This is a genomic window from Micromonospora sp. NPDC050695 (assembly GCF_040654415.1).
Lineage (GTDB): Bacteria > Actinomycetota > Actinomycetes > Mycobacteriales > Micromonosporaceae > Micromonospora.
The window spans coordinates 64534-78487 of record NZ_JBFAHZ010000019.1; the positions used below are offsets into that span (position 1 = coordinate 64534).

16 protein-coding genes are annotated in these 13954 nt (G+C 71.9%); 8 read left to right on the forward strand and 8 right to left on the reverse strand.

All coding sequences use genetic code 11. The features are described from left to right. Window positions 1-41: 41 nt before the first annotated feature. The 5 genes from AB0H52_RS17075 to AB0H52_RS17095 form a co-directional block, all read right to left on the reverse strand. Complete coding sequence (locus AB0H52_RS17075) at window positions 42-899, reverse strand: hypothetical protein (protein WP_357948388.1); 858 nt, start codon at window positions 897-899, stop codon at window positions 42-44. Window positions 900-1267: 368 nt separating this feature from the next. Next, on the reverse strand, window positions 1268-2173 hold the full coding sequence (locus tag AB0H52_RS17080; protein WP_357948391.1) for a cupin domain-containing protein: 906 nt from the start codon (window positions 2171-2173) through the stop codon (window positions 1268-1270). A 22-nt stretch (window positions 2174-2195) separates the two neighbouring features. Continuing rightward, on the reverse strand, window positions 2196-2645 hold the full coding sequence (locus AB0H52_RS17085) for a hypothetical protein (protein ID WP_357948394.1): 450 nt from the start codon (window positions 2643-2645) through the stop codon (window positions 2196-2198). 55 nt (window positions 2646-2700) lie between these two features. Then, window positions 2701-2946 carry a DUF397 domain-containing protein gene (locus AB0H52_RS17090; RefSeq protein ID WP_151488693.1) on the reverse strand — a complete coding sequence of 82 codons (246 nt, stop codon included), beginning with the start codon at window positions 2944-2946 and terminating at the stop codon, window positions 2701-2703. 130 nt (window positions 2947-3076) lie between these two features. Further along, window positions 3077-3436: a hypothetical protein gene (locus tag AB0H52_RS17095; RefSeq protein ID WP_357948397.1), complete on the reverse strand. Its 360-nt coding sequence runs from the start codon at window positions 3434-3436 to the stop codon at window positions 3077-3079. 579 nt (window positions 3437-4015) lie between these two features. Here AB0H52_RS17095 and AB0H52_RS17100 point away from each other — a divergent pair. Continuing rightward, entirely contained in the window at window positions 4016-4876 is an 861-nt protein-coding gene (locus AB0H52_RS17100) for a helix-turn-helix transcriptional regulator (RefSeq protein ID WP_151488691.1), read from the forward strand. A 2-nt stretch (window positions 4877-4878) separates the two neighbouring features. Continuing rightward, a complete protein-coding gene (locus AB0H52_RS17105) occupies window positions 4879-5070 on the forward strand; it encodes a DUF397 domain-containing protein (RefSeq protein WP_151488690.1) in 192 nt (63 codons plus the stop codon). 230 nt (window positions 5071-5300) lie between these two features. Here AB0H52_RS17105 and AB0H52_RS17110 read toward each other — a convergent pair whose 3' ends face one another. Next, the gene (locus tag AB0H52_RS17110; RefSeq protein ID WP_151488689.1) at window positions 5301-6110 is read right to left on the reverse strand and encodes an enoyl-CoA hydratase-related protein; all 810 of its coding nucleotides are present in this window, start codon (window positions 6108-6110) and stop codon (window positions 5301-5303) included. Window positions 6111-6129: 19 nt separating this feature from the next. Between AB0H52_RS17110 and hemW the strand changes: the two genes are divergently transcribed. Continuing rightward, window positions 6130-7353 carry a radical SAM family heme chaperone HemW gene (hemW, locus tag AB0H52_RS17115; protein ID WP_357948456.1) on the forward strand — a complete coding sequence of 408 codons (1224 nt, stop codon included), beginning with the start codon at window positions 6130-6132 and terminating at the stop codon, window positions 7351-7353. Window positions 7354-7413: 60 nt separating this feature from the next. On the opposite strand, the gene AB0H52_RS17120 is transcribed toward hemW, so the two are convergent. After that, the gene (locus AB0H52_RS17120) at window positions 7414-8043 is read right to left on the reverse strand and encodes a DUF4870 domain-containing protein (protein WP_357948401.1); all 630 of its coding nucleotides are present in this window, start codon (window positions 8041-8043) and stop codon (window positions 7414-7416) included. Window positions 8044-8268: 225 nt separating this feature from the next. Between AB0H52_RS17120 and hrcA the strand changes: the two genes are divergently transcribed. The 3 genes from hrcA (at window position 8269) to AB0H52_RS17135 (ending at window position 11246) form a co-directional block, all read left to right on the forward strand. Continuing rightward, window positions 8269-9291, forward strand: a complete 1023-nt coding sequence (hrcA, locus tag AB0H52_RS17125) for a heat-inducible transcriptional repressor HrcA (RefSeq protein ID WP_151488686.1) — start codon at window positions 8269-8271, stop codon at window positions 9289-9291. Window positions 9292-9364: 73 nt separating this feature from the next. Continuing rightward, window positions 9365-10510 carry a molecular chaperone DnaJ gene (gene dnaJ / locus AB0H52_RS17130; protein ID WP_192580165.1) on the forward strand — a complete coding sequence of 382 codons (1146 nt, stop codon included), beginning with the start codon at window positions 9365-9367 and terminating at the stop codon, window positions 10508-10510. A 1-nt stretch (window position 10511) separates the two neighbouring features. Further along, the gene (locus AB0H52_RS17135) at window positions 10512-11246 is read left to right on the forward strand and encodes a 16S rRNA (uracil(1498)-N(3))-methyltransferase (protein ID WP_151488684.1); all 735 of its coding nucleotides are present in this window, start codon (window positions 10512-10514) and stop codon (window positions 11244-11246) included. Window positions 11247-11370: 124 nt separating this feature from the next. Here AB0H52_RS17135 and AB0H52_RS17140 read toward each other — a convergent pair whose 3' ends face one another. Continuing rightward, window positions 11371-12132 (reverse strand): SDR family oxidoreductase, encoded by a 762-nt coding sequence (locus AB0H52_RS17140; protein WP_151488683.1) that lies wholly within the window; start codon window positions 12130-12132, stop codon window positions 11371-11373. 43 nt (window positions 12133-12175) lie between these two features. On the opposite strand from AB0H52_RS17140, the gene AB0H52_RS17145 reads away from it, so the two are divergent. Both AB0H52_RS17145 and AB0H52_RS17150 read left to right on the forward strand, forming a co-directional pair. Next, window positions 12176-12535, forward strand: coding sequence for a histidine triad nucleotide-binding protein (locus AB0H52_RS17145; RefSeq protein ID WP_151488682.1), 360 nt, complete (start codon window positions 12176-12178; stop codon window positions 12533-12535). After that, complete coding sequence (locus tag AB0H52_RS17150; RefSeq protein ID WP_357948406.1) at window positions 12532-13917, forward strand: serine hydrolase domain-containing protein; 1386 nt, start codon at window positions 12532-12534, stop codon at window positions 13915-13917. Before AB0H52_RS17145 ends, AB0H52_RS17150 begins: the two co-directional genes overlap by 4 nt. Window positions 13918-13954: the final 37 nt, after the last annotated feature.

The following is a 13954-nucleotide window of genomic DNA, read 5'->3' on the forward strand; positions in this document are numbered from 1 at the left end:
ATTGTGCGGTGACTGCCGGTTACATGCGAGATCCGGGCGCCTCACCCCTCGGCGAAGACCTCCGCCAGCACCTGCCCGACCGGGCCCCGCTCGCCGTCGACCGGCCCCCAGGTGCCGTCCCGGGCGGTCCACTCCAGGTCGCCGAAACGGACCCGCTTCACCCCGTGGTCCTGGGCGTGCGAGACCAGCCAGTGCGCGTACCGCCAGCCGTCACGCTGGTCGGCCGCGGGCACCGTCAGGCCGATCTGGTCGCCCGGGTCGGCGCCCGACAACCCCCAGTCCAACTTCAGGTTGCGGGTCAGCTGCGCGGCGGCGGCCGCGCCACGCATCACCGGGGTACGCCCCACGGTGCAGGCGACGGCGCTGGTGGCCTCGCCCAGCAGCGCCCTGCTGAGCACCTCGGACTCGTCGGCCCACTTCTGGTACGCCTCGGGGAACGCCGAGCGCTGCACCCGCTGGGCGGCGTCGGTGACCCGCATCTCCTCCCAGCCGCGCACCTTCTTCAGCGCCGCGTAGAAGCGTTTCGCCGCGTACCGCGGGTCGCGGATCTGCGCCTCGGTGCCCCACCCCTGACTCGGCCGCTGCTGGAACAGTCCGACCGAGTCGCGGTCGCCGTCGGCGAGGTTGCGCAGCCCCGACTCCTGGTACGCGGTGGCCAGTGCGACCACGACGGCCCGCTCGGGCATGCCGCGCTGCGCCCCGATCGCCGCGATGGTCGCCGCGTTGGCCATCTGGTCGGCGTCCAACGCCACCCGGCCGTCGGCCTGGACGGTGCACTTGCGCGCCAGGGGCAACTGGAGACGGTCGCCGGCCTGCTGCACGACGAGCCAGATTCCGATCACGGCGATGAGGATGAGCGCCACTCCGCCTGCCACGGCTGTCCGAGTTCGCACCCACACCCCCTGGTCGACACAGTTCGACAAGCGTACGTCGCCGTTGGTGTCATCCGGGTCGTCCGACCGGATCGGGGTCGGCTCTGCCGGCGCGTACCGATCGGGACCTTCCCGCTTCCGCGCCGATCTCACCTGCCGCAGCCGCCCTGTCTCCCGCGTCACCGGACCGGGCTCGGCGGGAGCGATTGACTCGGGCCGTTCACTCCTGCTGGAAGGCGTGAGGCCCTGCTGGCGCTCGTGACCCACATCGTCGTCATGCCGGGAGAGAAGTTCGCGCCCGGTCGGATCGTGCCGGTGCCGAGGTGGAAGTAGCTGGAAGTGTAGAGACGCGGCAAGGCCCCCAGCCAGTCGGCGCCGGGGGCCTTGCGCGGTAGTCACAGCGTGGCGTGGCTGGTTTCCTGCTGAGCAGCGCGCCGCAGCGCCCCCGACATCTCCTCGACGTTCAGGCCGGCGAGGTAGTCGATCATCAGCGAACGCGTGTCCTCGACGGTTGCCGGCATCCGGTCGGGGCCAAGCTCTGATGGCGGAATGACGGTGCGGAACCGGGGATCGTTGATTGCACTGCTAATCAGTCGCTCGGCCACCCACAGCGGTACGCGCTCCTTCAGTACGAAGGTCAGGTGCACGCTAGTCTCGACGGAGTTGCGCGAGTGCGGGTTGTGCACCCAGCCTCGCGGCAGCATGAGGATGTCGCCGGGGGTCAGCTCGACCGTCTGGTACGGGCCGTCCTCCTGCCACTGCTTGACCCAGTCGTCCTGCCACAGGTTCGTCGACATGGAGTGGTCGCGGTAGGGCGCGTCGACCTTGGGATTGAACAGCTCCCACGTCTTCGTCCCCTGGAGTTGCACCACGATCCCGAGGTACTGGTCCCAGTGGTAGTCAAGACCCTGCTTGCTGGGCGGGGTGATGAAAGCCGTGACGTACCCCGGATAGCCGGTCTCTGCCTGGATGCTCGCACAGATTGCGCTCAAGGGCGGGAACCAGCGATTCAGCTCGCGGAGCTGGATGGTGCAGCCCTGGTCGAGCAAGAGCTGTACGGAGGCTGGCGCAACCCGATCGTCGGCGGTGAAGCGGGCCGGGTGCAGCCCTTCGCCCTTGTGGAACACGTTCACGTAGTTGCTCGGTGCGCAGCCGGCGTCGAGGAAACCTCGGATCGTCTGCGCGTTGACCACCCGCCCGAGTGGGCTGCCGCTCGGGAGCCTCAGTGTGTACGGGTGCTCGGGCCATTCGCCGGGAATGGCGTTGGCAGCCTCGGGGCCGAGAATCATTTCGAGGGACATGTGCTTCTCCCAGTGTCGAAGGTCAGTTCGGCGGGAGGGGGCAAGGCGTCCTGGTGTGGTGGCGGTGCGGGCAACAGATGACCGCGTACACGACAACCCGGTTGGCGCTCAGGCTCACGGTGTAGTGCCAGATGGCGTCGCTGCCGCCCTCTAGACCTGTCCGGGAGTGCTCCAGTCGTGCCGCCGGGTCTACGTAGCTGAGCGTGGCGTCGGGTGGCTGTTGGGCGTAGGTGCTAGTAAGCCAGTCGAGCGCGCCCTGTACGTCGGTCCACGTCCGCTCCCGTGTTGTCTCGCGTCGCAGCAGGTAGTGGCCGTTCTCCAGCGGCGGCGTCGATGCGCGGATGAACGCAGCCGTTCCGAGGTCGCCAGGAGTTGGACCGGGCCGCCGCTCCGGGTCATGCTCCCGCCCGAAGAACTGGTGTGGACCAATCCACGGCTCGTAAGCGTGCCAGTGATGCGTCACCAGCGCCATTGTTCCCCCCTAAAGGCGGGCTGGCCGCGCATCGTGCGCGGCCAGCCCTGGTCGATCAGACGATTTCGCCGGCCTGGTACGCGGCGAAGAAGTTGTCCAGCTCGCCGCGGCTGAACCGCAGGGTCGGCGAGTCGGCACCCAGCTTCGAGTCGCCAAGGATGATGGCGTCCTCGCTGCCGGGCAGGATGGCGGCGGCGACGCAGCTCTCCATCGTGTTGGTGATGCCGCCTCCGCAGAGCTTCCGGAGGTTGACGCCGGTGGTGTCGACCTCGTACAGGTCGAGCGGATTCTTGATCGTCATGAGACGATCTCCTTTCGGTGTACTGCCTGCGGGGATGCGGTCCCCGCGCCGGTGGCGCACCTTCACCCCGGCCTGGTCGTCTGCTTTCCACGGGAGGCGACCAGGCCGGGCGTATCGGGGCGGCCGGAATCTACGCGTCGTCGGCCCCCTCGGAGGGCTCGGCGGCGGACTTCCGGTATGGCCCCCACGCAACGAAGCGCTCGTACAGCGCCTGCGGGGTCGGCCCATCGTGAGGGTTCAGGTGGTACAAGTCCTTGGTCGCCTCGTAGAACATGCCCGCCAGGTAGATGGACAGTCCGGGCGCGTTGTCCTCGAACTCAAGCCTCAGCCGGAGCTTGGCCTCGGCGCAGGGCCAGTGCTGACCGTCCACCCGGCAGAACCACATAGGGCGAAGCGGGGTGTGCGGCTTCTGCTCGTCCCGAGTGACCCGAGGTCGGTTCGGCGCCGGCCCCTTGAGAGGTGGGGCGGCCTGATTGCTGAGGCTGCTCATGCGTCATCTCCTGCCTGCGGGTCACCAGCTCGGCGGCCAGCGTCCAATTGATCTGCGTCGGGGCGTTCCAGAGGTGATCGAAGGGTGGCGGCATCCGGGGGACTGGCGACGAGCTGATGCCGGTGATCGGCCGCTCAGGCGCGCTGGTCGCACGCTTCGGCTTGCGGGCGGTGCGGCAGGAGGGGCACGCACACTTCCGACCACCGGGGAAGCGCCTCGACCGATGCGGCCTGTGCCGTGGAAGGGTCAGGTCGGCGTCGTCATCGCTGAGCATCGCGCCCCTCCTGCCTGCCGAGGGAGTCCGGGCCGCGACCTACTCGTCCCCTCCACGACCCGGACCCCGAACCCTGGGAGCGGGCCGCTCCACCACGGGGGAGGCAGAGCGGCCCCGGGGCGAGCCCGCGGCAGCCGATTCACTGTCGAGCAAGTTCGCCTTGAGGACACTCTCTGTCGCCGAGCGTGATCGTGCAATGATTTACGTTGACACATGTCATGGTGGTTGTCCCATTCCTGCGAACCATCGAGAATCAGTCGCAGGTTCGATGGACGGATTGCTTCAATCTGAGACAAGGGGGCCGCATAACCCATGCGGGGTCGTCCATACCGCGCAGGCAACTCGGGCGGTATCTGAAGCAGGGCCGCGAAGAGGCCGGGCTGTCCTTGGAAGCTGCCGGCGAGGCGCTGGAGTGGTCCCGGTCCACCATGTACCGGATCGAAGGCGGCGGCTCAGCGGTCAAGGCCCGCGACGTAACGGCCATGTGCGTGCTGTACGGCATGTCCGCCGAGATGACGTCGGCGCTGATCGCGCTGGCCGCTGAGACCAAGGCAAACGGCTGGTGGCACGCCTACGGCGACACCTTGCCGACCTGGTTTGAGCTGTACGTCGGGATGGAGTCAGCGGCGTCGCGCCTGCGGCACTGGGAGCCGGACTCGCTTCCCGGGCTGCTTCAGACGCGGGCCTACGCCGAACACCTGCTTCGGTCGCACCCGGAGCTGGAGGAGCAGGAGGTCGGACGCCTGGTCGAGCTTCGCATGGAGCGCCAGAAGATCCTCAAGCGGAGACACCCGGAGCCTCCGCGCCTGGAGGTCATTGTGGACGAAGGCGTGTTGCGCAGGTCGTTCCCTGGCATGGCGGACCAGCTCAGCCACCTTCACAACCAGGTGGCCGCCGAGGTCGCGACGATCCGCATCGTGCCCCGGGACGCGCCGCCCAACTACGCCTTGACCGGCGGTGGTTTCGTCATGCTGGAATTTCCAACGATCGGAATTCGAACGCCGGAGCCCACGACCGTATACAGCGAGTCACTGACAGGCGCTTTATATCTCGACAAGCCAGCAGAGGTTGCGGCGTACTCTGTGAGGTGGAGAGCGCTCGAAGGTCTGTCGCTCGACGCGGACCGATCGGCCGACCTATTAGCCACGATCGCCAAGGAGATGTAGCAATGAGTAACCTAACCGGAGCCGTGTGGCGCAAGAGCAGCCGCAGTGGGGGCAACGGCGGGCAGTGCGTGGAGGTGGCCGACAACCTCTCCGGCATCGTCGGTGTGCGGGACAGCAAGGACCAGTCCGGCCCGGCACTGACGTTCGACCCGCAAGCCTGGAAGGCGTTCGTCAGCTTCGCCAAGCAGCACTGACCCGGAAACGCAAGAAGGCCCGGCTCCCCAGAACGGGGCGCCGGGCCTTCTTCCCACGGCCAACCCTGCGCGATGTTGCCCCGGTCGGCGCGAACCCACAGTCGGCTCCGGGCGTCGATGACCAGGTCGTTGCCAAGCCACTGCTCGTCGGGGAACTCGCTGCTCATGCCCGCGAGCCGAGACGCCGTCGACCGCAGTCGGCGGCGTCCCGGTCCGCTGGGGGCCCGGTCCTACCCGGCATGCTCACCGGAATCCGTGTCGAGAGCGGCCACCCATCGAGTCAATCGCTTCTCCCGGAACGCCGTGACCCCCTCGCGACCCTCGTCGGAGAGGAAGAAGCCGGTCGAGAGAGCGGACAACCGGGCCAGGTCACCGCGCAGCTCGGCGGTCCCCGGTCGGCGCAGCAGCTCCTTCGCGCCGGCCAGCGCGCCGGGCGCGCCGCGTACCAGCGAGTCGCAGTGGCGCCGCACCGCCTCGTCCAACCCGTCGGCCGGCACGGAGGCCGTCACCAGGCCGATCTCGGCCGCCCGTCGCCCGTCGAAGGTGTCCCCGGTCAGGTACAGCTCGGCGGCGGCGCGCGGGTGCAGCCGGGGCAGCACGGTCGCCGAGATCACCGCCGGGATCACCCCGATCCGCACCTCGGTGAACGCGAACGTCGCCTCGTCGGCGCAGACCGCCAGATCGGCGGCGGCGATCAGGCCCAGCCCGCCGGCCCGCGCCGGCCCGCCCACCCGGGCCAGCACCGGCTTCGGGCACTCCCAGAGGGCGGCGAGGACATCGCCCAGCATCCCGGCGGGCACCGTCCCGCTGGCGTACGCCGCGGCGGTCTCCTTCAGGTCCGCGCCCGAGCAGAAGACCGGGCCGGTGTGGTCGAGCACGATCACCCGGACCGCGTCGTCGGCGACCGCGTCGGCCAGCCCGGCCAGCAGTTGGGTCATCAGGCCGGTGGAGAGCGCGTTGCGGTTGTGCGGGCTGTCCAGGGTGAGGGTGGTCACCCCACGGGCCGTGGCGACCCGCACGAGGACGTCGGGAGAGGTCATGCCGGGCACACTAGTGGCCATGCCCGGCGTCCTTCCAGATGGTGAGACCGTCCCCGTCGACGGATCGCTGCCCGCCACCGCCACCACGGCGGTCGGCGCGCGCGGCTTCGGCGTGTACGTCCACGTGCCGTTCTGCGCCAGCCGCTGCGGCTACTGCGACTTCAACACGTACACGGCCGCCGAGCTGGGTGGCGGTGCCAGCCGCGAGGGGTACGCCGACACCGTCCTGGCCGAGCTGACGCTCGCCGCCCGGGTGCTCGGCGACAACCCGCCGCCCCGGGTCGACACCGTCTTCGTCGGCGGCGGCACGCCCACCCTGCTCCCCGCCGACGACCTGGCCCGCATCCTCGACGGCATCGACCGCACCTGGGGGCTGGCCGCCGACGCCGAGGTGACCACCGAGGCGAACCCCGAATCGGTCACCCCGGAATCGTTGCAGCGGCTGCGGGCCGCCGGCTACACCCGGATTTCGCTGGGCATGCAGTCCGCCTCGCCGGGAGTGCTGGCGATCCTCGACCGCACGCACAGCGCCGGCCGGGCCACCGCCGCCGCCCTGGAAGCCCGCGACGCCGGGTTCGAGCACGTCAACCTGGACCTGATCTACGGCACGCCGGGGGAGCGCCCCGAGGACTTCGCGGCCTCGCTGGAGCAGGTCGTCGCCGCCGGGGTGGACCACGTCAGCGCGTACGCCCTGATCGTCGAGGACGGCACCCGGCTCGCCGCCCGGATGCGGCGCGGCGAGCTGGCGTACCCCAGTGACGACGTCGCCGCGGACCGCTACCTGGCCGCGGAGGCCGCCCTCGACGCGGCCGGCCTGTCCTGGTACGAGGTCTCCAACTGGGCGCGCGACGACGCGGCCAGGTGCCGGCACAACCTGCTCTACTGGACCGGCGCGGACTGGTGGGGGTTGGGGCCGGGGGCGCACAGCCACGTCGGCGGGGTGCGCTGGTGGAACGTCAAGCACCCGTCGGCGTACGCCCAGCGGCTCGCCGCCGGCGTCTCACCCGGCCTGGCCCGGGAGGTGCTCACCACCGACGAGGCGCACATGGAGGACGTCATGCTCCGGCTGCGGCTCGCCAGCGGCCTGCCGCTGGCGGTGCTCGACGCCACCGGGCGGGCCGGCGCGCAACGGGCGCTGGCCGACGGCCTGCTGAACGCCGAGGAGTACGCGGCCGGCCGGGCGGTGCTCACCCTGCGCGGCCGGCTGCTCGCCGACGCCGTCGTCCGCGACCTGCTGCCCTGAGCCGGCCCGCCGCCGGTGACGGCGGTGTGCCGGGCCGGCCGGGGGAGCGGCCGGCCCGGGTCACTTGATGAAGCTGGCGGAGAGCGGGTAGCGGTAGAGCTGCCCCTCGTTGGCCTTGATGCCGGCGATGATGCCGAACACGGCACCAAGGATCACGGCGGCCGCGACCGGGATGAACCCGATCACGATGCAGGACAGCACCCAGCCGACCAGGCCGATGATCGACCAGATGAGCTGGAAGTTGAGCGCCGCCACGGCGTGCGCGCGGACCGTGGGGGACTGGTTGCCCCGGGCCAGCAGCGCCACCAGCGGCCCGATCCAGCCGAGCACACCGCCGCTGACGATCATCCCGGCGGCGCCGCCGAAGTGCGCGACCAACGCCCAGGTCTTGTCCTCGTTGTTGGCGTAGCCGCCGCCGGGGCCGCCGTAGGCGCCACCGGTCGGATACCCGCCACCGGGCGGCGGGAAGCCACCGGGCGGGTAACCACCCGGCGGAGGGTAGCCGCCCGACGGCGGTTGGTCGCCGGTGGGCGGCGGATAGCCACCGGCCGGGGGATAGCCGCCCGGGCCGGGTGCCCCGGACAGTGGTGCGGTGGGTGGCTCGGCCGATGCGGACGAGCCCGGTGAGGTCGGCTCCGGCGGGTAGTTGCCGGGGTCTCCCGCTCCGGGAGGGCGAGGAGGTTCAGTCATGAGTGTCACGGTAGGTGCCGTTGGCAACGCCGCACCAGAGCGACACCGCCCGGTCGGGCGGGCCGATCGGCCCAGCGGGGTGGCGCGGGCCGCACCGACGAGCTGTCGTTGATCATCGCGTCGGCGGGGGCACCGACGTAGACTGGCACTCGTTACAGTCGAGTGCCAGGACGGTCCGCCGGCGTGAGGTGTCCGGCGGCCGACGTGCGACAGGAGGTGCGGAGGATGGGTCTCGACGACCGCAAGCTCGCCGTGCTCCGCGCCATCGTCGAGGACTACGTCTCCACCCAGGAGCCGGTCGGCAGCAAGGCGCTGGTCGAGCGGCACCAGCTCGGGGTCTCCCCGGCCACGGTCCGCAACGACATGGCCGTGCTGGAGGAGGAAGGCTACATCCGGCAGCCGCACACCAGTGCCGGCCGGGTGCCCACCGACCGCGGCTACCGGCTCTTCGTCGACCGGCTGTCCCGGGTCAAGCCGCTCAGCCCGGCCGAGCGCCGGGCCATCGAGCGCTTCCTCGTCGGCGCGGTCGACCTCGACGACGTGGTGCACCGCACCGTACGCCTGCTCGCCCAGCTGACCCGGCAGGTGGCCGTCGTGCAGTACCCGTCGCTGGCCCGCTCCTCGGTACGACACCTGGAGCTGGTGCCGATCTCCACGACCCGGTTGATGCTCGTCATGATCGCCGACACCGGGCGGGTGGAGCAGCGGCTGGTGGAACTGCCCGGCCCGGTGCCCGCCGACGACGTCACCGACCTGCGTCGACTGGTCAACGAGAAGCTCGCCGGCGCCCGCCTGTCGGACACGCCGCCGCTGGTGCAGGCGCTGGTCGAGGAGGCGCCGCCCGAGCTGCGTCCGACGATGACCACGCTCGCCACGGTGCTGCTCGAGACGCTCGTCGAACGGCACGAGGAACGCATCGCGCTGGCCGGCACCGCCAACCTCACCCGGGGCGGCCTGCTCGACTTCCAGGGTTCGCTGCGGCCGATCCTGGAGGCGCTGGAGGAGGAGGTCGTGCTCCTCAAGCTCATCGGCGAGACCGAGCCGAGCACGACCCGGGTGCTGATCGGCGACGAGAACGAGTTCGACAACCTGCGGGCCGCCTCCGTGGTCAGCACCGGGTACGGCCCGGGTGCCACGATCGTCGGCGGCCTGGGGGTGCTGGGGCCCACCCGGATGGACTACCCCGGCAATATCGCCACGGTGCGCGCCGTGGCACGCTACGTGGGCGAGTTGCTGGCCCAGAACTGACCAGTCAGGGCCGACGGCCGGCTGCGGCCGCCGGTCGGCGCAACGCGAGACGAACATGAGGACACGGAACGCAGTGGCCAGGGACTACTACGGCATTCTCGGTGTCAGCCGGGAAGCCTCCGATGACGAGATCAAGCGCGCCTACCGCAAGCTGGCGCGCCAGTTCCACCCGGACGTCAATCCGGACCCGGAGGCTCAGGAGAAGTTCAAGGACATCAACGCCGCGTACGAGGTCCTCTCGGACGACCGCAAGCGGCAGATCGTCGACCTGGGCGGCGACCCGCTCGCTCCGGGTGGCGGTGGCGCCGGCGGCCCGGGTGGTCCGGGTGGTGCCGGCCCGTTCGTCGGCTTCCAGGACATCATGGACGCGTTCTTCGGCGGTGCGGCCGGCGGGGCTCGTGGCCCACGTCCGCGTACCCGGCCGGGCGCCGACGCGATCCTGCGACTCGAGTTGGACCTGCACGAGACGGCGTTCGGCGTCGAGGCCCCGATCACCGTCGACACCGCCGTGCTCTGCACCACCTGCTCCGGCGCCGGCACGGCCGCCGGCACCCACCTGGCCACCTGCGAGGCGTGCGGCGGCCGGGGCGAGGTGCAGTCGGTGCAGCGCACCTTCCTCGGCCAGGTGGTCTCGGCCCGGCCGTGCACCGTCTGCCAGGGCTACGGCACCACCATCCCGCACCCCTGCCCCACCTGCGCCGGCGACGGCCGGGTGCGCACCCGCCGCTCGCTGACCGTCAAGATCCCGGCCGGCGTCGAGGACGGCATGCGGATCCGGCTGGCCCAGCAGGGTGAGGTGGGCCCCGGTGGCGGCACCGCCGGTGACCTCTACGTGGAGATCCACGAGCGCCCGCACGACGTGTACTCCCGCAAGGGCGACGACCTGCACTGCCGGGTCACCGTGCCGATGACGGCGGCGGCGCTGGGCACCCGGCTGACCATCAAGACGCTGGACAGCGAGGAGACGGTCGACGTCAAGGCCGGCACCCAGCCGGCCAGCACGCTGCGCCTGCGCGCCCGGGGCGTGCCGCACCTGCGCGGCACCGGCCGGGGCGACCTGTACGTGCACCTGGACGTGCGGACGCCGACCAAGCTCGACCCGGACCAGGAGAAGATGCTGCGCGACTTCGCGAAGACCCGTGGTGAGGAGGTCGCCGAGCTGTCCAAGCAGGGCGGCTTCTTCTCCCGGATGCGCGACGCGTTCAACGGGCACGCCTGAGGTGTCCGCGCCGCTGTTCCTGGTCGAGGCGCTGCCCACCGGCGACACCCTGACCCTGGACGGCCCGGAGGGGCACCACGCCGCCACCGTGCAACGGCTGCGGGTCGGCGAGGAGCTGCTGCTCGCCGACGGGCGGGGCGGCACCGCCGCCGCCGTGGTCACCGCCGTCGGCCGGGGCACCCTGGAGGTCAGCGTCACCTCCCGGGGGTACGCGGACGCGTCCGTACCCCGGATCGTCACCGTGCAGGGCATCGCCAAGGGCGACCGGGGTGAGCTGGCCGTGCAGGCGATGACCGAGGTCGGGGTCGACGAGATCGTGCCGTGGGCGGCGTCGCGTTCGGTGACCCAGTGGCGCGGTGACCGGGGCGTACGGGCCCGGGACAAGTGGGTGGCCACCGCCCGGGAGGCGGCCAAGCAGGCCCGCCGGCCGTGGCTGCCGGTGGTGGCCGGTGCGCCGGACGAGTCCACCGCGACCGTGGCCCGCCGGATCGCCGGCGCGGCGGCCGCGTTCGTGCTGCACGAGGAGGCCGACGAGCGGCTGACCGTCGCCGAGCTGCCGAGCGCCGGGGAGATCGTCCTGGTGGTCGGCCCGGAGGGTGGCATCGCCCCGGCCGAGCTGACCGCCTTCCGCGAGGCCGGCGGCCGACCGGTGCGGCTCGGCCCGGCCGTGCTGCGCACCTCCACCGCCGGGGTGGCTGCCCTCAGCGTGCTCGCCACCCGCCTCGGCCGCTGGTAGCCGCCCCGCGCCGCCGCCGGCTCGACGGGAGGCTGCCAGGGTGCGGGCCGCAGGGCCTGGCGGTGGCCGTCGCGGTCAGCCACTCCGCGGGTGAGCCATCCTGCGGGTCCAGCCACCCTGCGGGTCAGCTGCGCAGGTAGGAGGCCCCGTTCAGGTCGACGATCGTGCCGGAGGCCCACTCGGCCTGCGGCGAGGCCAGCCAGTGCACCGCGGCGGCGATCTCCTCCGGCCGGGCCACCCGGTCGAACGGGCTCTGCGCCCGGATCGCCGCTCCCCGCTCGCCGCGCAGGTGCTCGGCGGTCATGTCGGTCGCCACGAAGCCCGGTGCCACGGTGGCCACCGCGATGCCGTACGGCGCGAGCGCCACCGCGAGGGACTGGCCCAGCGCGTTCAGCCCGGCCTTGCTGGCGCCGTACGCCGGCTGCTCCGGCTCGCCCCGGAACGCGCCCCGGGACGAGACGTTCACGATCCGACCGCCGCGCTCGCGCATGTGCTGGGCGGCGCACCAGGTGACGTTGCCAGCACCGGTCAGGTTGGTCTCCAGCACCTGCCGCCAGCGCCGCTGCCACTGCTCGTAGGAGGCGCCGAAGATCGGGTGTGGGTCGTCCCGGTCGCCGTACATCCCGGCGTTGTTGACCAGCACGTCGAGCCCGCCGAGCAGTTCGGCCGCCCGGTCGACCATCACCCGCACCGCGTCCGGATCGGTGAGGTCGGCGCGGACCACCACGTGCCCCGTGCCGGGCAGGCTGGCGCGCACCCGCTCGGCCGCGTCGGCGGAGTCGCGGTGGTGGATGGCCACCCGGTCCCCGCTCGCCGCGAACGCCTCCGCCACCGCCCGGCCGATGCCACGCGAAGCCCCGGTCACCAGTACCGCCCGATCCGTCATGCCGGCCATCCTGCCGTAGCCGTTTCCTCCTTACACTGCCCGGATGGGATCCGACTGCCTGTTCTGCCGCATCGTCGCCGGGGACATCCCGGCCACCCTGGTCCGGGAAACCGACACCACCCTCGCCTTCCGCGACATCGACCCGAAGGCGCCGGTGCACGTCCTGGTCATTCCAAAGGAGCACTACGCCGACGTCGCCACCCTCGCCCAGGGCGATCCGGGGCTGGCCGCGGACGTGCTGGCGACGTCCGCCGCGGTCGCCGAGGACGAGGGTCTGCTCGGCGACGGATTCCGGCTGATGTTCAACACCGGGACGTACGGCGGGCAGGAGGTGTTCCACGTGCACGCGCACCTGCTCGGCGGCGCGCCGCTCGGCCCCATGCTCGCCCGGGACCTGGCGTGACGGCCGGCCCCGACGTGCACGACCGGTTGCGTCGGCTGGTCCGCCGGGTGCAGGCCGACGCCCGGGTGCCGGCGGTGTCGGCGGCGCTGCACCGGGCCGACCGTCCCCTGTGGAGCTGCACGGTCGGCGACACCGGCACCGACAGCCCGCTGGGGCCGGACACCCAGTTCCGGATCGGCTCGATCACCAAGACCTTCACGGCGGTGCTCACCCTGCAGTGCCGCGACGACGGTCTGCTGGACCTGGACGACCCGGTGGGCCGGCACCTGGACCTGCCGGCGCACGGCGAGCTGACCGTACGACGGCTGCTGTCGCACACCGGCGGCCTGCAACGCGAGCCGTACGGCGACGTCTGGGACACCCTGCGCGTACCGGACGCCGACCGGCTGACCGCGGACCTCAAGCGGGCCGAGCGGGTCCTGCCGCCGGGCCGCCGCTTCCACTACTCCAACCTCGGCATGGCCGTGCTCGGCCTGCTGGTAGCCCGGCTGCGTGGCGGCACCTGGGCGGAGGTGCTCGCCGATCGGGTGCTGACCCCGCTGGGCCTGACCGACACGACCGTGACGCCCGGGTCGACGGCGGCCGTCGGCTATTTGGTCGACGCGTACTCCGACGAGGCGCACCCGGAGCCACCGACCGACTTCGGCGCGGTCGGGCCGGCCGCCCAACTCTGGGGCACCGCGACCGACATGGCCCGGTGGGCGGCGTTCCTCGCCGACCCGGCGGCGCTCGACCCGACCGGCGCGGTGCTCGCCCCGGCGACCCTGGACGAGATGCGCTGGCCACTCACCACCACCGACGAGACCCTGTGGGGTGCCGGCTTCGGGCTCGGGCTGATCCTCATCCCGCAGGGCGAGCGTGTGGTGCACGTGGGCCACGACGGCGCCATGCCCGGTTTCCTGGCCGCCGCGTACGGCCGGCGGGGAGGCGACGGCACGGCCGGCGCGATGGGCGCCGCCGTGCTCGGTTCGTCCGGTACCGCGGCGGAGGTGTTCGACCTGCCACACCGGCTGCTGGCCGAGGCGGTCGAGCACGATCCGGCCGAGATCGAGCCGTGGCGGCCCGGTACGCCGGCTCCGGCGGCCCTGTGCGGCCTGCTCGGCCGCTGGTGGGGCGAGGGGTCGGAGTACGTCTTCTCCTGGCACGACGACACCCTGCGGGCGCGTGCGGTGAAGGACCCGGCTGGGCGTCCGCCGGCGGTCTTCGCCCCGGTGCCGGACCGTCCGGACGTGTTCCGCACGATCTCCGGCCGGGAGGTCGGCGAGCTGCTGAGGCTGACCCGCGACGACGAAGGCACGGTGATCCGGATGCACTGGGCGACGTACCGGTTCACCCGTCACCAGGAGACGTTCGACCGGTACGACTTCCGGGCCGGGAGTTGATCGCGGCCAGCGGAAATGGGCGCGATGCGTCCCGCGT